Origin of the sequence: Francisella hispaniensis FSC454 (assembly GCF_001885235.1) — a bacterium.
In the GTDB taxonomy this organism is placed as follows: Bacteria; Pseudomonadota; Gammaproteobacteria; order Francisellales; family Francisellaceae; genus Francisella; species Francisella hispaniensis.
The window spans coordinates 1,758,990-1,777,626 of the sequence record NZ_CP018093.1 but is presented as its reverse complement, the minus strand read 5'-3'; the positions used below and the strand labels follow the sequence as shown (position 1 = coordinate 1,777,626).

Sequence of the window (18,637 nt, the reverse complement as noted above, 5' to 3'; positions counted from 1 at the left end):
AAGGAGAGGGAAATGGCAGAGATTACAGTTGGGCAGTTAGCACAGCAAACAAATAAAGAAGTAGATGCACTACTAAAACAGCTTAAATCTTTTGGTATTGAAAAATCTAGTGAGAAAGATACATTAACTCCTGCGGAGATGAAAACTTTGCTAGAGAAGATTAATAGTGCGAAAAATACTGCAACTAGGAAAAAAGTAACTTCAGTGAAGCTTGATGGTAAACATAAGATTAATGTTTCAGTTAAAAGAAAAAGGCGAATTGCTAAGAGAGTAGAAGAGCAAGAATCTGTTATACCAGAGCAGCCACTAGAGCTTGAAAATTTAGTTCAAGATTCTCAACAAATAGATACTGTGAAAGCGCAAGATAATATTGAGCAAACAGTTGAAAACCAAAAGGTTGAGCAGGTACAACAGCAGCACCAAGATGAAATAAAGAAGCCAGTAATAAAAGATAGCGGTTTCAAGATAACAGCAATGCCAGAAGTTAAGGTTGAGGAAATTATTGCTGAGGATGATGAAGAGCTAGCTGGTAATGATAGACAAGCTAAGAAAAAAACTGCGAAGAAAGTATTCTCTGAAACAACAAATACTAATACAAAGTATAAGCGTGAAGAAGAGGAGAAAAAATCTAAAGCAAAAAAAGCTGGAGGTAAAGGCTTTAAAAAAGCTAATCCAAGGCAGCTTTCACAACTTGCTGGTGATTTAGAGTCATTTGATGAGTTTGGTGCTAAAAAGGGTAAACTAAAAGCGCCAAAAGTTAAGAAGCAAGAATTTACAAAGCCAGTTGAAAATACGGTTAGAACTGTTGAAATTCATGAAGGTATTACTGTAAGCGAATTAGCACAAAAAATGGCTGTCAAAGGTGCTGAAATTGTTAAAGTACTATTTAATATGGGTGTAATGGCGACAATTAACCAATCTCTAGATCAAGATACTGCAATTTTGATTGTTGAAGAGATGGGACATAAATATACGCTACATAATGAGAATGCTCTTGAAGAGGCGGTAACAACAGTTGATAGAAGCTTATATAAGAAGATTTCTCGTGCTCCAGTTGTAACTATAATGGGACACGTTGATCATGGTAAAACATCATTGCTAGACTATATCCGTCAAACACGGGTGGTTGCTGGTGAGGCTGGTGGTATAACACAGCATATTGGCGCATATTCTGTTAAGACTGATAAAGGCTCTATTACATTCTTGGATACTCCAGGACATGAAGCTTTTACTTCTATGCGTGCGCGTGGAGCTAAGAGTACAGATATTGTAATTTTAGTTGTTGCTGCTGATGATGGTGTTATGCCTCAAACTGAAGAAGCAATTCAGCATGCTAAAGCAGCAAGAGTACCAATTGTTGTTGCAGTAAATAAAATTGATAAGCCAGAGGCTGATCCTGATAAAGTGATTAGTGAACTTGCACAAAGAAACGTAATCCCAGAATCATGGGGTGGTGATGTGATGTTTGTAAATGTTTCTGCTAAGACTGGTGAAGGTGTTGCTGATCTATTAGAGGCGGTACTTTTACAATCAGAAGTTTTAGAACTAGAGGCATTTGCTGAGGGCTTGGCTGAGGGTGTCGTAATTGAATCACGTCTAGAAAAGGGTCGTGGTCCAGTCGCAACTGTACTTGTACAAAATGGTAACCTTAAACAGGGTGATAATATCTTGTGTGGTACGGAGTACGGTAGGGTAAGGGCTATGCATAATGATCTTGGGAAAAAGATAAAAGCAGCTGGTCCAGCTACACCTGTTGAAATACTTGGTTTATCGGGTGTGCCAGCAGCTGGTGATGAGATGGTTGTGATTGAAAATGAGAAGAAAGCAAAAGAGCTTGCGGCACAGCGTTCTCAGAAACAGAAAGAAGCTAAAATTGCCCAAGAACAATCACTTAAGCTATCAAACATGTTCAATAACATGGGTAAAGAAGGTGAACAGCAAGTACTTAAAATTATCCTTAAGGGCGATGTGCAAGGTTCTGTCGAGGCAATTAGAGAGTCGCTGCTTAAGCTTTCAACAGATGAAGTTAAGGTTGATATAATTGCAAGTGGTATAGGAGCGATTACATCTTCAGATGTGACTTTAGCTGTAGCATCAACAGCGGTTGTTATAGGTTTTAACGTCCGTGCTGATAGTGCTGCGAAAAAACTTGCAGAAACTGATGGCGTAGAGTTTCGTTATTATAATATTATTTATGATTTAATAGATGATGTTAAAAAAGCGATGTCTGGTTTACTTTCTCCTGAAATGAAAGAGCAGATTATTGGTATTGCTGAGGTTAGAGAGGTTTATCGTTCATCTAAATTCGGTTCAATTGCTGGATGTATGGTTATTGAGGGGGTAGTTAAACGTACCAATCCTATTCGTGTCTTACGTAATAATGTTGTTATTTACGAAGGTACACTAGAGTCGCTTAAGAGATTCAAAGATGATGCTAGTGAAGTTAAAAAAGGCTTAGAGTGCGGTATTGGTGTCAAAAACTATAATGATGTCCGTGAGGGTGACCAAATAGAGGTATTTGAGGTTATTGAGGTTGCTAAGGAGTTGTAATTATGGCTGCAGAGGGTAGAGTACAAAGAGTAGCAAGTGAGCTTCAGAAAGTTATATCTTTATTATTACGTACTAGAATAAAAGATGCTAAGCTAGCTAGTGCAACTATTACAGAAGTAGATCTTTCTAAGGATCTATCTTATGCAAAAATATATTATACTTGCTTAGCTGTTGAGGATGCTGAATATATTGACAAAGCATTTGAAAAATCAAAAGGTTTCTTTAGATCATCTATAGCTAAGTCATTAAGTCTACGAATTGTTCCAAATCTTAAGTTTATATATGACACTTCGCTTGATTATGGCATGCAGATGGAAGAAAAAATTCAGCAAGCACTTGAAGCTGACTCAAAAATTATCAAGCAAGATGATAAATCTTTACAAGAAAATTATAAGCAAAACGATAAAGAAACTAAAGCTGAGAAGTTAAGGTAGGTAGCTTATGAGTAAGCTTACTATTGTTCGTGGATTTAATGATATATTGCCACTAGACAGTTATAAATGGCAATTCTTGGAATCAAAAATAAAACTCATACTTAATAGATATAATTACAGTGAAACTAGATTGCCTGTTGTTGAGAAGAGTGAACTGTTTCATAGAAGCGTAGGTGAGACATCCGATATAGTTTCAAAAGAGACTTATGACTTTCAGGATCGTAATGGAGATAGTCTTACGCTGCGTCCAGAGGGGACAGCTGGTTGTGTTAGAATGGTTATTGAAAATAATTTAGCCACTCGGGGTCAGGTGCAGAAACTATGGTACTGTGGCCCGATGTTTCGCTATGAACGACCACAAAAAGGTCGCTATAGGCAATTTTATCAGCTTGGGGTCGAAGCTTATGGCTTTGATGGTATAGCTATTGATTTAGAGATTCTTGCTATTACATGGAGTCTTTTTAAAGAGCTTGGAATTTCTGAGTATGTGACTCTAGAATTAAATAGTCTTGGTTCAAGCCTTAACAGACAAGAGTATACTCAAGCACTATTAGAATACCTAAAACCATATCATGCTGAGCTTGATGAAGATTCTATCAAGAGGTTGGATAAAAATCCTCTAAGAATATTAGATTCTAAGATAGAAAAAACACAAAAAATCTTAGCAAACGCGCCTAAGCTTATTGATTTTATAGATGAAGATTTACGCTTGAGATTTAAACAAACTTGTCAATATTTAGATGCTTTAGGTGTTGTGTATAAAATAAACCAAAATCTTGTTAGAGGTTTGGATTATTATACTGGTTTAGTTTTTGAATGGACTACTGATAAACTTGGTTCACAGAGCGCAATCTGTGCAGGTGGTCGTTATGATAGCCTTATAGAGAATCTTGGCGGTCAGAAAACAGCAGCAATAGGATTTGCTATAGGTATGGAACGTTTGTTAATATTATTAGAAGATTTAGGCAAATTGCCTAATCAAGATAATGCTTGTGATGTGTTTTTTGTATTAGATAGTGCCCAGCTGTATCAATCTCTAGCTATAGTAGAGAATATTCGCCAAGAGCTTCCCCAGCTTAAAATAGATATGGATCTAAAATTTGGTAGTTTTAAATCACAATTTAAGAAAGCAGATAAATCTGGAGCTAAAGTTGCTATAATAATTGGTCAAGATGAGTTAGATAATGGCTTTGCTGGTATAAAATTTCTTCAACAAAATGGAGAACAACAACAAGTTGCTTTTGATGAGTTAATAAATTTTTTAGAAAGATAGAGGTTTATGAAATTACATAATATAAAGGGCTATGCTTGGATTGTAGTGGGGTTAAGCTCATTCCTACTAATCGATAAATATATAATGAATGTTTCTCCTAGCTTAATTGCTAATGAGCTTATGAGTAGCTTTTCAATAAATGCTACTGAAATGAGTGCGATGGTTTCGTTATTTTTATGGTCCGTAGTGTTTTGTCAATTTTTTGTTGCTGGACCTATCATTGATAAATTAGGGTTTAGAAAAGTAAGTTTTTTCTCATTAATATTATCTGCAATTGGATTATTGTTATTTGTATTATCTGCAGATATTCATAGTTTTGCACTAGGCTGTGTTTCAAGACTAATGATAGGTATTGGAGCTTCATTTGCAACAGTCGGCTATATAAAAGCTGCTGCAGTATGGTTTGATCCACGTAAGTTTGCTTTTGTATGTAGCTTTTTGATGACAGCAGCAATGACTGGCGCTTTGTTAGGTCAAGTACCGCTAGTTTATTTAATTGAGCTTACAGGGTCGTGGCATAGAGCATTAATCAGTTATGCTTGCTTTAGTATTGTTATAGCACTTTTATACTTAGCGTTAGTTAGAGATTACAATCCTGATGCTTCATATGCAAATCAAACAAAAGGTAATACAGGGACACTTGCTGGAATAAAAAAAGTTCTTTTAAATAAAAATAATTGGTATCTTACATTATATACCGGTCTTACTTTTACTACTATAGATGTTTTTGGCGGAATTTGGGGTAATAACTATTTTAGAGAGTTATATAGTATACCGGCAAAAGATGCCTCCTATATTGTTTCGATGATGTTTTTGGGACTTGCGATTGGCTCACCTATAATTGGTAAGCTCTCAGAAAAATTTGATAATAGAGTTGGCATTATGGTTGTCTTTCATATTATTGCAACAATTTCTTTAGCGATAGTTCTACAATTCAAGCTTACACCAACAATATCTGGAGTTTTACTATTTATTTTTGGCTTCTGCTTAGGAGTTTATATGCTAGCTTTTGCTATAGGAAATCGTATAAATCCAGTTGTGGTCGCTGCAACAGTTGCAGCCTTAATAAATACTGGTGAGCCATTATTAGGGGCTTTATTTGATCCATTAATAGGCCATTTGTTAGATTTGACATGGACAGGTCAATATATAGATGCACAAAATCATATTAGTGCTATAGCTTCAGAGGGGGCGCACAGATATTTCCATATAAATGCGTATCATCATGCTTTTTTAATCCTTGTACTTAGCATGGTTGTATCATTTTTTTTGCTAGTTTTGGTAAAAGATAAAGAAGTTAAATGAAAATGAAACTTGAGAATATTTATCTTCAAAAAATTCGTGAACTTGACTTAAGAGTTGATTCTTTACAACTTGAAGCTATTAGACGGTTACAAGAAATACTGAATCAACTTGACTCAAAAAAAAAATCTAAGCTGAGATTATTTAAGAAATCTTTTTATCCTTCTATAAAAGGGTTATATATGTGGGGTGGAGTAGGTCGTGGTAAGACCTTTATAATGGATATCTTTTATAATAACCTCACAATAAAGAATAAAAAAAGACAGCATTTCTCACATTTTATGAAAAATATTCATACGCAATTGAGAAAATATCAGGGTGAAAAAAACCCAATATCAAAAGTTGCGTATGATATGGCAAAGCAAACACAAATTATATGTTTTGATGAGTTCTTCGTTGAAGATATTGCTGATGCTATGATCTTAGGGAGTATTTTTACTGAGTTATTTAAGTTTGGTGTAGTATTAGTGGCAACTTCAAATATAGAGCCGAAAAAGCTTTATAAGAATGGTTTACAACGTGAATTGTTCTTACCTGCTATCAATATTTTACTTAAAAATGTAGATGTACTAAATTTAGATTCTGGTGTTGATTATAGATTTCGTTTGCCTACTGAGTATCTAAATTATCTCTATCCGTATAATGAGAATAATCGTAAAAATTTCTTTGATAAATTCTTCCTAAGAAATAGTCATTTTGATAAAGATCTTAGTATACGAGTCTTAGCTAGGGATATTCCGACAATATTGCTAAGTCATAAAGATGTTTGTTTTGACTTTAAAGTTATTTGTGGCGATGGTAGAAGTGCTCATGATTATATAGAAATCTGTGATACATATGAACAGCTTTTTATCTATAATCTAGTTGGATTTAATCATCATAATGAAGATATGGCTAGGCGCTTTATTGCTTTAATAGATGAGTTTTATGATCAGAATAAAAAGGTTGTAATTCTTGCTAATTGTGATTTTAAGGATTTATATAATGGGGAAAGACTCAAATTTGAGTTTCAACGGACTATAAGTCGGTTAAACGATATGCAAAACTCAAAGTTTGGAGCTTTAGATGAATAAGGTTGAACTTATTGAGGTCCCAGATGATGTCATAGATCAGCGAATTGATAACTTTTTGTTAAGTAGATTTTCATGCTTGCCTAAATCTTTAATTTATCGCTGGATCCGTAAAGGTGAGTTACGTGTAAATAAAAAAAGAGTGAAGCAGACATCACGTATAAGTGCGGGAGATATTGTCAGAGTGCCTCCATTTAGTTTAGAAGAAGATTCTAAACCTATAAAAATTTCACAGTCACACTTGGACTTTTTAGAGCAGCGTATCCTATATGAGAATGATGATTATATAATAGTTGATAAACCATCAGGTATGGGAGTCCATGGTGGCTCTGGGATCAATTCAGGATTAGTTGAGCGTCTAAGGCAATTACGCCCTAAAGTGAGACGTTTGGATTTAGTGCATAGGCTTGATAAAGAAACATCAGGCTGTGTAATTTTGGCAAAGAAACATAGTTCATTGGTATATTTTTTTGATATTTTCAAGCAACGTAAGGTTGATAAAATTTATTATGCAATAGTTCATGGTCATTGGGATAAAAAAATCATTACAATAGATTTGCCTTTAAAAAGAACTGAAACTAAAGATGGTCAACGTGTTGTTAAAGTTGATAGTAAGGATGGAAAACGAGCTTTGACTAGGATTATATCTGTGAGACATTTACAAGGAGGTTTTAGTCTACTTGAGATAAAGCTAGAAACTGGTAGAACTCATCAAATTAGAGTACATACAAAAGCGATGGGTCATCCTATTGTCGCAGATAAGAAATATGGCTTTAATACTAAAGATCAATCATTACTAGAGAAGGGGGTTGATAAGTTATTATTACATGCTGGCAAGTTAGAATTCTATGATGAAAAGCAAAACAAGCAAATATCGGTAACCGCAGCTTTAGACTCTAGATTCGAGAAATTTATTTAAGACTAGAATTAGTCTTTTTTATCTTTTATCATAACTAATATTACAAGTGAAGCAATCATACTTGCAACTAAAGTCGTAAATGCAAAATGGTATGACTCTAATTCAAAGTACTTAATATCGCTAGAACTCGTGTATTGAGAAACAACTTCTCCAGCTTTGTTTATATACTTACCAGTCCATGACCAATCTAGGAAATATCCTATAAGAGGGTCAAATATTGCCCCTAAAATTGGCTCACCTGTATTGATGAAAGCAGCTACAGTTGCAGTTATAATTATAGGATTTATACGATTCCCTATTGCAAATGAAAGCATATAGATCCCTAAACATAGGCCAAAGATAAACAATAGTATTGCTGACATCGTAGCAGTTGTTTTTGTTAATAAAACAAAGCTAAGTGAAATCGTACCAATTATGTGGAAAAATATCATTACTCCCTTTCTGCTATCAAGAATTTCAGATAATTTGCCAATAATTGGTGAGCCAATCGCCATACCGATAAAAATCATTGAGATTATACTTGCAGCTTCTTCTCTTGATATATGATATGCTTCTCTAAAATAAGCATTGCCCCAGAATCCAGCAAAAGCATCGACAGCCGTGAAACTTAATCCAACATAAAACGTTAAGAGCCAGTTGTTTTTATTCTTGATAACTTCTTTGAGAGCATCAAGAGTTTTTAGCTGGTTGTTAGGCGAGCTCGCTTCAGGTTGCTTAGGATTGAAATCGCGCACAACAATGTAATAAACTACAGCAATCAATAAGCTAGCTACAGAGAAAAGTAGCATAGCCATCTTCCAATCACCACAAAGTGTTATTAAATAAGCTAAAGGTGCTTGGGCACATAATGCACCAATCATTGCTGCTGTAGCAAGAAAACTTGCGGCAAAGGCAAATTTACGTGGCTCAAACCATACTGAGACAGCCTTAAGATAAGATATTGTCGCAAAAGATACGCCTAAACCAGTAGTTATCCTCGCGATGTATGCCATGCTAAGACTACCTAAATTAGCTGCGACAACAAATAATATAACGCCTGTAGCAGAAATGGTAATTGAAATTGGACTAATTAGTCTAAAACCAAATTTATCGATAATTGGTCCAGCTAAAAAAAGTTGACAGATAATGATAGACCAGAAAAATGCTGAACCTAACGCTCCGGTTTGTGTAGCATTAGTACCAAAATTAGACATCATATCATCAGTAATTAGACTTGGAAATACTTGCATTACATATTTGTCAAATAACAAAAATGAGCTAAGTATGATTATTATCCATGCGTAGCCACGTATATTATAAATCCTTTGTTCCATATGCCATTAGTTAAGGTGGTGTGAGGTTTAATTTTATGTTCCAAAGTTATATAAATCAAGCTTTAAAGCTTTTTCTTTGCTAATAAAGGCTTTTTTGATATGATAAGAAAATGTCTTGAATAAAAGAGATTTGACTAATGTTAGCAAATATTAGAATTGATGCCAAAAAATTTATCTTACTCCAGCTGATCTTAACATTAGTTGGCTATTTTGTCACTTTGGTATTTTATAATTATGTTTATGCTAATTCATTTTTAATAGGTTCTGTAACAATGTTTTTAGCTAATTTTGTGTTTTTTTTCAGATTATTTGTAAATAAACAGTTTAGTCCCGGGGTTGAAATAGCAATATTTTATCTTAGCGAGCTTTTGAAACTAAGCGTTGTAGCGGTGTTGACGATATTGTTAGCGATTTATGTAAAACCAAAATTATTTTCTTACATTTTTGGTTTAGTTTTGTTACAATTAGCAATGTGTTTTGTTCCTATCTTGTTCAGAAGGGTTAGATAGGTTTACTTAAGTGGCTATATAAAAAGTAGATAATATATAATATACATACTGGTGGAATATAATAATGGCAAATACAGAAGCAGGCTCTCAAGTAGCTACTGAATATGTGCAGCACCACTTGCATCACTGGCAAGTAAGCTTAGGTCAAGGTTCTTTTTGGCAGCTTAATGTTGATTCACTATTAGTGAGTGTCATATTAGGAGTTGTGTTTATATCAGCTATGTTTTTAGTGGCGAGAAAAGCTAATTCCGGAGTTCCGGGCAAATTTCAAAATATGGTTGAAGCTGTTTGGGAGTGGATGGATGGTATGGTTGCTGAAAACTACCATCAGAAAAGAGATTTTGTTACACCATTAGCGCTTACTATTTTCGTTTGGGTAGTGTTGATGAATTTCATGGACTTACTTCCTGTTGATCTTTTTGGTTGGATAATCAGTTTCTTTACTACAAGTCACGAGGCTTATTTTAGGGTTGTTCCTACTGCTGATCCTAATGTTACTTTTGCTATGTCAATAGCTGTTTTCTTTTTAGTGATTTTTTATAACCTCAAAGCAAAAGGTTTCGGATTGGTTAAAGAAGTATTAAGCGCGCCTTTTGGTATTTGGTTATTTCCTTTAAATATCTTTTTTAGACTGGTTGATGAAATAGTTAAGCCAGTTTCACTGTCACTGCGTTTGTTTGGTAATATTTTTGCGGGAGAGCTTATATTTATTCTTATCGCATTGTTACCATGGTGGTTTCAGTGGACTCTTGGTGGTATATGGGCAATATTCCATATCCTAATTGTTTTAATACAGGCTTTTGTATTTATGATGCTGACTGTTGTTTATTTAAATATGGCGCAGGAAGCTCACTAAGTTTAAACTAACCTAAAAATAAATCTTTAATAAAACAGGAGAAATAAAAAATGGATATGTCTTTACAAGTTTTAGGGAACTTAAATGGTCTGACAGCAGTTGCAGTAGCTTTGCTTATATCTTTACCAGCTTTAGGAACAGCGATAGGTTTTGGTGTTCTAGGTGGTAAATACCTTGAAGGGGTTGCACGTCAACCTGAGCTAGGAGGAATGTTATTAGGTCGTATGTTTATCGTTGCTGCTTTCGTTGATGCGTTCGCTGCTATATCAATAGCGATTGGTTTCTTAGTTCTTTATGCAAACCCTCTAGCAATTCCAGGCTTAGCTGAAGCAGCTCAGAAAGTGATTGGTGCATAATTAAACAATAAAATCATAAGTTTCATTATCTAAAGGATAAGTAGATGGATATTAATATAACTCTAATAGGGCAAATGATAACATTTGCAATCTTTGTTGGATTCACAATGAAGTTTGTATGGCCTCCGCTACGTAAAGCTTTAGAAGAGCGTAGAGAAAAGATTGCTGAAGGTCTAGCATCTGCTGATAGAGCATCTAGAGAACTAGAGGTTGCTAAGAGACAGTCTGCAGAGATTTTGCGTGAGGCTAAAGCTAAAGCGACTGAAATAGTTGAAAATGCTTATGTAAGAGCCCATAAGGTTGATGAGCAAGCAAAAGAAGAAGCTATTTCCGCTGCTGATAAGATTAAAAGTATGGCTATTGCCGAAATAGAGCAAGAAAAGATTAAAGCGAAAGAACAACTTAAGCAAGAGCTTGTTAGTCTGGCTATGGCGGCAGCTAGCAAAATCATAGCGGCAAGTGTTGATGAAAAAGCTAGTAAAAAAGTTTTAGAAGACTTTGTAGAAAAAGTATAACTTTTAATAAGGTAAACACATGACAAATATAAGTGTGATTGCGAAGCCGTATGCTAAAGCAGCATTTGAGTTTGCAAATGAACGTAACCTACTACAACAATGGTCTAAGTTGCTTCAAACATTTTCTGAGTTAATCAAAGATAAATCTGTATCTGCAATTATATCTAGTCCAACTATATCTCAATCTGAGGTTGTAGATGCTCTAAAAAAACAATTAGATGAAAACTTTTTTAATTTTCTTGCGTTGATTGCTGAAAATAAAAAAATGTTGATAATGCCAGAGATAGCAAATCAATTCGAGTCTATAAAAAATATCCATAACAACATTAGAATCGCTGATGTTACTTTAGCTTATACTACAGATAAAAATATCTTAGATAGTCTGAAAAATAGTTTGGAGAAAAAGTTTGGCTGCACAATTGATATGCATATAAATATCGATCCAACGATAATTGGTGGAGCAGTGGTCAAGGTTGGGGATACAGTTATTGATAATTCAGTATCTGGCCATTTAGAGAAATTAAAAAATATTTTGTTATCATAAATTATAGGAAGTGAGCTTATGCAATTAAGTCCATCAGAAATAAGTGGTTTAATAAAACAAAGAATCGAGAAGTTTGACAATTCTGTTGAACTAAAATCAGAAGGTACAATCGTTAGCGTAGCTGATGGTATTGTTACTATTTATGGATTAAATGATGTTGCCGCTGGTGAAATGATTAAATTGCCAGGTGATGTTTATGGTTTAGCTCTGAACTTAAACACAGACTCGGTTGGAGCTGTAGTTTTAGGTGACTATGAGCACATCAAAGAAGGAGATAAAGCATACTGTACTGGTAGAATATTAGAAGTCCCAGTTGGAGAGGCTCTTTTAGGTAGGGTTGTCGATGCTTTAGGTAATCCTATAGATGGTAAAGGTGAGGTGACAACTGATTTAACTTCACCTATTGAAAAAATTGCTCCTGGCGTTATTTGGAGAAAATCCGTAGATCAAGCATTACAAACAGGAATTAAGTCAATTGACTCAATGGTACCAATTGGGAGAGGGCAAAGAGAACTTATTATTGGTGATAGACAAATCGGTAAAACTGCAATTGCTGTTGATACAATTATTAACCAGAAAGGTACAGGTGTTAAGTGTATCTATGTTGCTATTGGTCAAAAGGCATCTACAATTGCAAATATTGTAAGACAGCTTGAAGAGCATGGTGCAATGGAGCATACAATTGTTGTTGCAGCTACAGCTTCTGATTCTGCAGCACTACAATATATTGCGCCATATGCTGGATGCTCTATGGGTGAATACTTTAGAGATCGTGGTCAAGATGCGCTTATAGTATATGATGATTTGACTAAGCAAGCATGGGCTTATAGACAGATTTCACTTCTATTAAGAAGACCGCCTGGACGTGAAGCTTATCCTGGTGATGTATTTTATCTTCACTCAAGACTGTTAGAGAGAGCTGCTAGAGTAAATGAAGAATATGTCGAGAAATTTACTAATGGTGAAGTCAAGGGTAAAACTGGTTCACTAACAGCATTGCCAATCATTGAAACACAGGCAGGTGATATTTCTGCATTTGTACCAACAAACGTGATTTCAATTACTGATGGTCAGATATTTTTAGAGACTGATTTATTTAACTCGGGTCTAAGACCAGCTATCAACCCTGGTAACTCTGTATCACGTGTTGGTGGTGCTGCTCAGACTAAGATTATCAAGAAGTTAGGTGGTGGTATCCGTTTGGCACTTGCACAATATAGAGAACTAGAAGCGTTTTCACAATTTGCATCAGACTTAGATGAAGCAACTCGTGCACAATTAAATAGAGGCCAAAGAGTAACAGAATTACTAAAACAGAAGCAATTCTCAACTCTATCTGTGGCTTTAATGGCGTTGTCACTTTATGCTGCTGATAATGGTTATTTAGACAGTTTAGAAGTTTCAGAGGTTATACCTTTTGAATCAGCATTACATGCATTAGCAGAAACTAAATATGCCGATGTAATTGCAGAAATTAATGAAACTGGTAAGTATGATGCTGATATTGCTGATAAATTAAAAGCTATAGTTGAAGACTGTAAAGCAAATCAAGCTTGGTAATAGGAGTATAGACAATGTCTAATGCTAGAGAAATACGTTCCAAAGTACAGAGTGTTAAGAACACCCAAAAAATTACAGGTGCAATGGAATTAGTTGCTGCTAGTAAGATGAGAGGCGCGATTGTTAAGATGAATAATGTGCGTCCTTATGTTGAAAGCGCAAACACTATTATCAAAAATGTCACAGCTGCAAGTATTGATTATCCTAATCCTTATTTATTCGATAGAGAGGTAAAAAGAGTTGGCTATATAGTCACATCTACCGACAGAGGTCTCTGTGGTGGTCTTAATATCAATCTATTTAAACATGTTCTAAAGAATATAAAGAATAATATCGAAGATAGAATAGGCGTCGATGTATGTGTGATTGGTTCAAAAGCTGAAAATTTCTTTGCAAAATTAAAAGATGTTAACGTTATAGCAACAGCTCATTATAACGATAAAGACAAAGAGGGAAGTATCAGAGCTATTGGTGGTGCAGTTAAAGTAATGTTAGATAAGTTTACTGCTGGTGAGATTGATAGACTGTATATGAGCAGTAACCAGTTTGTAAGCACAATTAAACAAAAACCTAGATTACAAACATTACTACCAATTCAAGATATTTTCTCAGCAGAAGAGATAAAAGCAAATAAAGAAAAAGCAACTAAAGGGCATTGGGACTATATCTATGAGAGAGATATAGAAGAAGTACTAAATGCTTTATGTATCAGATATATTGAGGCTCAAGTCAGAGGCGCGATATTAGAAAATGCAGCATGTGAGCAAGCTGCTCGTATGATGGCAATGAAAAATGCAACTGATAATGCTAGTGATATAATTGATCAGTTAAAATTAGATTACAACAAAGTAAGACAGGCTATGATTACGCAAGAACTTGCAGAAATTTGTTCGGGTGCGGCAGCAGTTTAGGAGAGGTAAATGAGTACAGGTAAAATTATTCAAGTAATTGGTGCTGTTATTGATGTGGAATTTGCTCGAGATAACACGCCTAAAGTATATGATGCTTTAAATGTAGTAGAAGCTGGTTTAGTATTAGAGGTTCAGCAACAAATTGGTGATGGTGTAGTTCGTACAATTGCTATGGGATCTAGTGATGGTCTTAGACGAGGTATGGAAGTTAAGAACACAAATGCGCCTATTTCTGTTCCAGTTGGTCATGGTACACTTGGACGTATCATGAATGTATTGGGCGAACCAATAGATGAGGCTGGACCAATTGAATATACTGAGAAAAGATCTATCCATCAAGCTCCACCAGCGTACGATGAATTAGCATTAAGTACAGAAATATTAGAAACAGGGATCAAAGTAGTTGACCTTATTTGTCCATTTGCTAAGGGTGGTAAAGTTGGTTTATTTGGTGGTGCAGGTGTTGGTAAGACTGTAACAATGATGGAGCTTATCAATAATATTGCCAAAGAACATAGTGGTTATTCTGTATTTGCTGGTGTTGGTGAAAGAACTCGTGAAGGTAATGATTTTTACTATGAAATGAAAGATTCTAATGTATTGGATAAAGTATCATTAGTATATGGTCAGATGAATGAGCCACCTGGAAATAGATTAAGAGTAGCGCTTAGTGGTCTAACTATTGCTGAAGGATTCCGTGATGAAAAACGTGATGTTTTGATGTTTATCGATAACATCTATCGTTATACATTAGCAGGTACAGAAGTATCAGCACTACTTGGTCGTATGCCATCTGCTGTAGGTTATCAGCCAACGCTTGCTGCTGAGATGGGTGCTTTACAAGAGCGTATTACATCTACTAAGACGGGATCTATTACTTCTGTTCAGGCTGTATATGTACCGGCAGATGACTTAACGGACCCTTCACCAGCTACGACTTTCTCGCATTTAGACGCAACGATTGTACTATCTCGTCAAATTGCTGAACTTGGTATTTATCCAGCTGTTGATCCTCTAGATTCAACTTCTAGACAGTTAGATCCATTAGTTGTAGGTCAAGATCACTATGAAACAGCTCGTGCAGTGCAGAAGGTGCTTCAAAGATACAAGGAATTAAAAGATATTATCGCTATTCTTGGTATGGATGAGTTATCTGATGAAGATAAGAAAATTGTAGATAGAGCTCGTAAGATTCAGAGATTCTTATCACAGCCATTCCATGTTGCAGAGGTGTTTACTGGTAACCCTGGTAAGTTCGTATCACTTAAGGATACTGTAGCAAGCTTCAAAGCTATAGTTAACGGTGAATATGATCATTTACCAGAGCAAGCTTTCTATATGGTTGGTTCTATACAAGAAGCAATTGAGAAAGCAAAAACTCTATAGTAGGTTATTTATATGACAAAAAAATATCTAAAAGTTGATGTTGTTAGTCCTCTAGGTTCAGTTTTCAAAGGTGAAGCTGATATGGTGAGTCTACGCGGCTCTGCTGGCGAAATGGGGATAGCATACGGTCATACTGAGCTATTATCTACTTTACCAGCTGGTGTAGTAAATGTCAGAAAAGATCAGCATACTGATGTGCTATACGTTTCAGGTGGTATTGTAGAAGTTACTCCAACTCGTGTAACTATTATGGTTGATGATATGGAGAGAGCTGAAAACCTTAATCAAGCTGAAGCAGAGAAGGCAAGAGCAAGAGCTAAAGAAGTTCTAAAAAATCCAGATGCTTCAAAACTTGATATTGAAGCAGCTAATAAAAGATTGAAAGAAGCTGATGCTCGTCTCAAAGCTCTTAATTCTTCAAATGGATTATATTATTCAAAAGAAGATTAATTTTATTGGCTTAATAGCACGCCATGCGGTTTTATTTTTACATCTAAAAGTCTATATTTCATCAAGTATTATTTCTGATAACAAGTTTTATTGTTAAAATTATTTAATTCTAGGAACAGTTTAAAATATTTATGTAAGCAATTCCTTAAAATCATTGCCTACAACAAATGATATATCATCAGTATTATAATTAATTTTCATTATGTTTTTTATATCTTCTATAAAAATATGTTCATAACCATTTTGACAATAAATATTAACAAGCCCTATAATATCCTTGTACAAGGGAATATTAGTGTTATTTGATGGTATCTTAAAGAAATCATATTTACTTTTAATAGTTTCTAGAATATTTTTTTTTATGAAAAATAAATATCCGAAGTTAAATTGGTTTAAATTTTTTTCTGATTTATTATTAAATAACATAGATACATATTTTTTAATCTGTGTAATACCATTAACTTTTTGAGATATTTTATTCGCCATACCTGCTACTCCAGATGTTCTAGGATTAAACTCTATCATATTAATAGTATCGTCATGCATCATTAATTCTATATGAGAAAAACCATTTATATAATTAATTCTAGTGAGTATATTTTCCACATATCTTTTTAATTTTGATATGATGTACACATCACTAACATTTTTTAACCCTATAAATGTAGATTTAATATCTTTATTTTGAATATATTCATAAGCTCCAATAAAGTGATGTTCTCCATTTAGAGTTGTCATATCTATAAAATACTCTTTACCTTTATAGCACTGTTCCACAATTACATCAAAATTTAAATTATTTACATAATCCACTGCTTTCGGATAAGACTTAAATACCTCAACGCCGAAACTTCCTCCTGATAATTTAGGATCTAAAGGTTTTGTAATAATTGTTCCGTTTATATTAAACATATCAGACAAAAATTGTGATTTTAGTTCTAATGGCATATCCTTTTTAATGATTTTCATTTTTTTATTCAGGAAATTATTCATGTCACTTTTAGAATAAAAGATTTTATTTATATCGTTGAGTCTAACTCTGACTATACTTCTTATCCTATCTAAAATTTTAGCAGCAAATTCATAGTGCCACTCGTCATTACAAAGAGCAGATTCAAAAAAAACATATTCTTTTTTAATTTCTGTAACAGCATGCTCTATACCTTTACTCTTATCTATTTTTAGATAAATCAACTTTTTATGTTGCAAAATACATGTATCATTTATATCAACAACGCAATATAACTTTATAAAATCATATTCCATAAAGCTTTCTAGATTAGAGTTATTCATTGGGTATAAGAGAAGTATATTTTTCTCCATAATCTTATTCCTTTTTAGTATTTACATTAGTAAATAGGCTTTTAACACGAGCTAACTTAATCATGAAATTAGAGCTTATATTATTTGTATCATTTCAATATTTATTCTTGAAACTATATGGATTATATAGATAAATTTAAAAAGTTTATAAAAATAATTTTAAATTTCCAATTATTACCATAGTACTTCATCCTTTTAAAAAACTAAGAATTTAGTTTATGAATATCAACATCACTAATAGCATTGTTTGGATTCATATTTTTCCCTGAAAGAAGTATACTTTTATGATTGGTAAGATTTATATTAAACCCATCAACATAGTCTCCTTGTAACCTTGAAGGATATACTAACGTACTAGATGGTGTAATTCTAAAATTTATTGCTAATCTATCTTTAGTTGAAGTGTTTGCAGATGAGCCATGCATTACAGCTTCTGAAAATATAATATAGCTCCCTTTCTTCATTGGAAAAGTAACTATTTGAGTTTCATCTATATCATCGATAACTGTAGTACTTCCTTTAATAGATTCTAACTGATCTAAGATCAATTTTTTTAGTTCTTCAAAAGAATATGTATCAATATTAATTTTTTCTAGAAAATTAGAGGTGTCTACGTCAAGAACTAAATTAGAGTTATTACATGCTTCAACCAATTCTGTTTTATTTTTAATATCAACAAAAGGATTTTGCCAAAAATCAGAATCTACTAGTCGTTTCATTCTGATTGGGTATCTTTTTTTATGTGAGCCTGGTAGAATTCGCAAAGGTCCCATATCTTCACTTATATCATTTAACGCTACCCATAATGTTATATCCCAAAAATCATTATTTGCAGAAGGTCTTGATTCTGGTATTGACATATCAAGAGAATACAATAAAGAATTTTCAAGATCTTTGATATTCACATTTTCACGAGCAGGTAATAAGCTAGGTTTATTGTTACCTATATCCTCTCCACTAAATGTTCCAAATTCTTGATGCCATCCAATAGGACCTGTGCCAGGAGGTTTATAAAAAACATTACTACGCCACAAAATTAAATTTTCACCCATTATAGATTTTAACTGATTTAGAACTTGTGGATGGTAAGCAAATTTTAAAAGCTCAGGATATACTAGATACCAATCTCTATTAGAGTAACGCCCATATACTGGATGGATATCATTTTTATTTCTTGAGTGCTCTAATATTTTTTTATAAATATTGTCTAACTCTTCATCTTCAATAATTGCATCAAAAGGACCAATGTAGCCGTTCTCATAGAAAAATTGAAGATCTTCTTGTGATAATTGTTCAGTTTTTGCTGCTGTCATAATTTATTACTATTTAATTTTTTAAATTGTTCTAAATGGGTTGTGCGAAAGTT

18 protein-coding genes are annotated in these 18,637 nt (G+C 33.9%); 15 read left to right on the top strand and 3 right to left on the bottom strand.

Annotated features, from left to right (window positions below):
• Positions 1 to 12 precede the first annotated feature (12 nt).
• From infB to FSC454_RS08690, 6 genes are read left to right on the top strand one after another with little or no spacing between them, the layout of a single operon-like run.
• A complete protein-coding gene (gene infB, locus FSC454_RS08715; protein ID WP_066046098.1) occupies positions 13 to 2,550 on the top strand; it encodes a translation initiation factor IF-2 in 2,538 nt (845 codons plus the stop codon).
• A gap of 2 nt (positions 2,551 to 2,552) precedes the next feature.
• Positions 2,553 to 2,984 (top strand): 30S ribosome-binding factor RbfA, encoded by a 432-nt coding sequence (gene rbfA, locus FSC454_RS08710; RefSeq protein ID WP_014549004.1) that lies wholly within the window; start codon positions 2,553 to 2,555, stop codon positions 2,982 to 2,984.
• A 7-nt stretch (positions 2,985 to 2,991) separates the two neighbouring features.
• The gene (hisS, locus tag FSC454_RS08705) at positions 2,992 to 4,257 is read left to right on the top strand and encodes a histidine--tRNA ligase (RefSeq protein WP_066046101.1); all 1,266 of its coding nucleotides are present in this window, start codon (positions 2,992 to 2,994) and stop codon (positions 4,255 to 4,257) included.
• Positions 4,258 to 4,263: 6 nt separating this feature from the next.
• Positions 4,264 to 5,562, top strand: a complete 1,299-nt coding sequence (locus FSC454_RS08700; RefSeq protein ID WP_014549002.1) for an MFS transporter — start codon at positions 4,264 to 4,266, stop codon at positions 5,560 to 5,562.
• Between the two features lie 2 nt (positions 5,563 to 5,564).
• Positions 5,565 to 6,632, top strand: coding sequence for a cell division protein ZapE (zapE, locus tag FSC454_RS08695; RefSeq protein WP_066046115.1), 1,068 nt, complete (start codon positions 5,565 to 5,567; stop codon positions 6,630 to 6,632).
• Positions 6,625 to 7,548, top strand: a complete 924-nt coding sequence (locus FSC454_RS08690; protein ID WP_066046104.1) for an RluA family pseudouridine synthase — start codon at positions 6,625 to 6,627, stop codon at positions 7,546 to 7,548. Before zapE ends, FSC454_RS08690 begins: the two co-directional genes overlap by 8 nt.
• A gap of 8 nt (positions 7,549 to 7,556) precedes the next feature.
• Here the strand turns inward: FSC454_RS08690 and FSC454_RS08685 are convergent, their stop codons facing one another.
• Positions 7,557 to 8,861, bottom strand: coding sequence for an MFS transporter (locus tag FSC454_RS08685; RefSeq protein WP_044247513.1), 1,305 nt, complete (start codon positions 8,859 to 8,861; stop codon positions 7,557 to 7,559).
• Positions 8,862 to 8,998: 137 nt separating this feature from the next.
• Between FSC454_RS08685 and FSC454_RS08680 the strand changes: the two genes are divergently transcribed.
• The 9 genes from FSC454_RS08680 (at position 8,999) to FSC454_RS08640 (ending at position 15,948) form a co-directional block, all read left to right on the top strand.
• A complete protein-coding gene (locus FSC454_RS08680) occupies positions 8,999 to 9,370 on the top strand; it encodes an ATP synthase subunit I (RefSeq protein ID WP_082810696.1) in 372 nt (123 codons plus the stop codon).
• Positions 9,371 to 9,434: 64 nt separating this feature from the next.
• A complete protein-coding gene (atpB, locus tag FSC454_RS08675; RefSeq protein ID WP_014548995.1) occupies positions 9,435 to 10,226 on the top strand; it encodes a F0F1 ATP synthase subunit A in 792 nt (263 codons plus the stop codon).
• Between the two features lie 50 nt (positions 10,227 to 10,276).
• Positions 10,277 to 10,582, top strand: a complete 306-nt coding sequence (locus tag FSC454_RS08670; RefSeq protein ID WP_003019757.1) for a F0F1 ATP synthase subunit B — start codon at positions 10,277 to 10,279, stop codon at positions 10,580 to 10,582.
• Positions 10,583 to 10,626: 44 nt separating this feature from the next.
• Positions 10,627 to 11,097, top strand: coding sequence for a F0F1 ATP synthase subunit B (locus tag FSC454_RS08665; protein ID WP_014548994.1), 471 nt, complete (start codon positions 10,627 to 10,629; stop codon positions 11,095 to 11,097).
• Between the two features lie 19 nt (positions 11,098 to 11,116).
• The gene (locus FSC454_RS08660; protein ID WP_066046106.1) at positions 11,117 to 11,641 is read left to right on the top strand and encodes a F0F1 ATP synthase subunit delta; all 525 of its coding nucleotides are present in this window, start codon (positions 11,117 to 11,119) and stop codon (positions 11,639 to 11,641) included.
• Between the two features lie 18 nt (positions 11,642 to 11,659).
• Positions 11,660 to 13,201, top strand: a complete 1,542-nt coding sequence (atpA, locus tag FSC454_RS08655) for a F0F1 ATP synthase subunit alpha (RefSeq protein WP_014548992.1) — start codon at positions 11,660 to 11,662, stop codon at positions 13,199 to 13,201.
• Between the two features lie 14 nt (positions 13,202 to 13,215).
• Entirely contained in the window at positions 13,216 to 14,112 is an 897-nt protein-coding gene (locus FSC454_RS08650; protein WP_014548991.1) for a F0F1 ATP synthase subunit gamma, read from the top strand.
• A 9-nt stretch (positions 14,113 to 14,121) separates the two neighbouring features.
• Positions 14,122 to 15,498, top strand: a complete 1,377-nt coding sequence (atpD, locus tag FSC454_RS08645; RefSeq protein ID WP_003019768.1) for a F0F1 ATP synthase subunit beta — start codon at positions 14,122 to 14,124, stop codon at positions 15,496 to 15,498.
• 12 nt (positions 15,499 to 15,510) lie between these two features.
• Entirely contained in the window at positions 15,511 to 15,948 is a 438-nt protein-coding gene (locus FSC454_RS08640; protein WP_066046109.1) for a F0F1 ATP synthase subunit epsilon, read from the top strand.
• 129 nt (positions 15,949 to 16,077) lie between these two features.
• Here the strand turns inward: FSC454_RS08640 and FSC454_RS08635 are convergent, their stop codons facing one another.
• Together FSC454_RS08635 and FSC454_RS08630 are read right to left on the bottom strand one after the other, a co-directional pair.
• Complete coding sequence (locus FSC454_RS08635; protein WP_071794830.1) at positions 16,078 to 17,271, bottom strand: ATP-grasp domain-containing protein; 1,194 nt, start codon at positions 17,269 to 17,271, stop codon at positions 16,078 to 16,080.
• A 203-nt stretch (positions 17,272 to 17,474) separates the two neighbouring features.
• Complete coding sequence (locus tag FSC454_RS08630; protein WP_066046118.1) at positions 17,475 to 18,584, bottom strand: phytanoyl-CoA dioxygenase family protein; 1,110 nt, start codon at positions 18,582 to 18,584, stop codon at positions 17,475 to 17,477.
• Positions 18,585 to 18,637 lie beyond the last annotated feature (53 nt).

Coding starts and splice junctions, on each gene's coding strand:
- infB (WP_066046098.1), top strand. CDS start 13: ATGGCAGAGATTACAGTTGGGCAGTTAGCACAGCAAACAAATAAAGAA.
- rbfA (WP_014549004.1), top strand. CDS start 2,553: ATGGCTGCAGAGGGTAGAGTACAAAGAGTAGCAAGTGAGCTTCAGAAA.
- hisS (WP_066046101.1), top strand. CDS start 2,992: ATGAGTAAGCTTACTATTGTTCGTGGATTTAATGATATATTGCCACTA.
- FSC454_RS08700 (WP_014549002.1), top strand. CDS start 4,264: ATGAAATTACATAATATAAAGGGCTATGCTTGGATTGTAGTGGGGTTA.
- zapE (WP_066046115.1), top strand. CDS start 5,565: ATGAAACTTGAGAATATTTATCTTCAAAAAATTCGTGAACTTGACTTA.
- FSC454_RS08690 (WP_066046104.1), top strand. CDS start 6,625: ATGAATAAGGTTGAACTTATTGAGGTCCCAGATGATGTCATAGATCAG.
- FSC454_RS08685 (WP_044247513.1), bottom strand. CDS start 8,861: ATGGAACAAAGGATTTATAATATACGTGGCTACGCATGGATAATAATC.
- FSC454_RS08680 (WP_082810696.1), top strand. CDS start 8,999: ATGTTAGCAAATATTAGAATTGATGCCAAAAAATTTATCTTACTCCAG.
- atpB (WP_014548995.1), top strand. CDS start 9,435: ATGGCAAATACAGAAGCAGGCTCTCAAGTAGCTACTGAATATGTGCAG.
- FSC454_RS08670 (WP_003019757.1), top strand. CDS start 10,277: ATGGATATGTCTTTACAAGTTTTAGGGAACTTAAATGGTCTGACAGCA.
- FSC454_RS08665 (WP_014548994.1), top strand. CDS start 10,627: ATGGATATTAATATAACTCTAATAGGGCAAATGATAACATTTGCAATC.
- FSC454_RS08660 (WP_066046106.1), top strand. CDS start 11,117: ATGACAAATATAAGTGTGATTGCGAAGCCGTATGCTAAAGCAGCATTT.
- atpA (WP_014548992.1), top strand. CDS start 11,660: ATGCAATTAAGTCCATCAGAAATAAGTGGTTTAATAAAACAAAGAATC.
- FSC454_RS08650 (WP_014548991.1), top strand. CDS start 13,216: ATGTCTAATGCTAGAGAAATACGTTCCAAAGTACAGAGTGTTAAGAAC.
- atpD (WP_003019768.1), top strand. CDS start 14,122: ATGAGTACAGGTAAAATTATTCAAGTAATTGGTGCTGTTATTGATGTG.
- FSC454_RS08640 (WP_066046109.1), top strand. CDS start 15,511: ATGACAAAAAAATATCTAAAAGTTGATGTTGTTAGTCCTCTAGGTTCA.
- FSC454_RS08635 (WP_071794830.1), bottom strand. CDS start 17,271: ATGGAGAAAAATATACTTCTCTTATACCCAATGAATAACTCTAATCTA.
- FSC454_RS08630 (WP_066046118.1), bottom strand. CDS start 18,584: ATGACAGCAGCAAAAACTGAACAATTATCACAAGAAGATCTTCAATTT.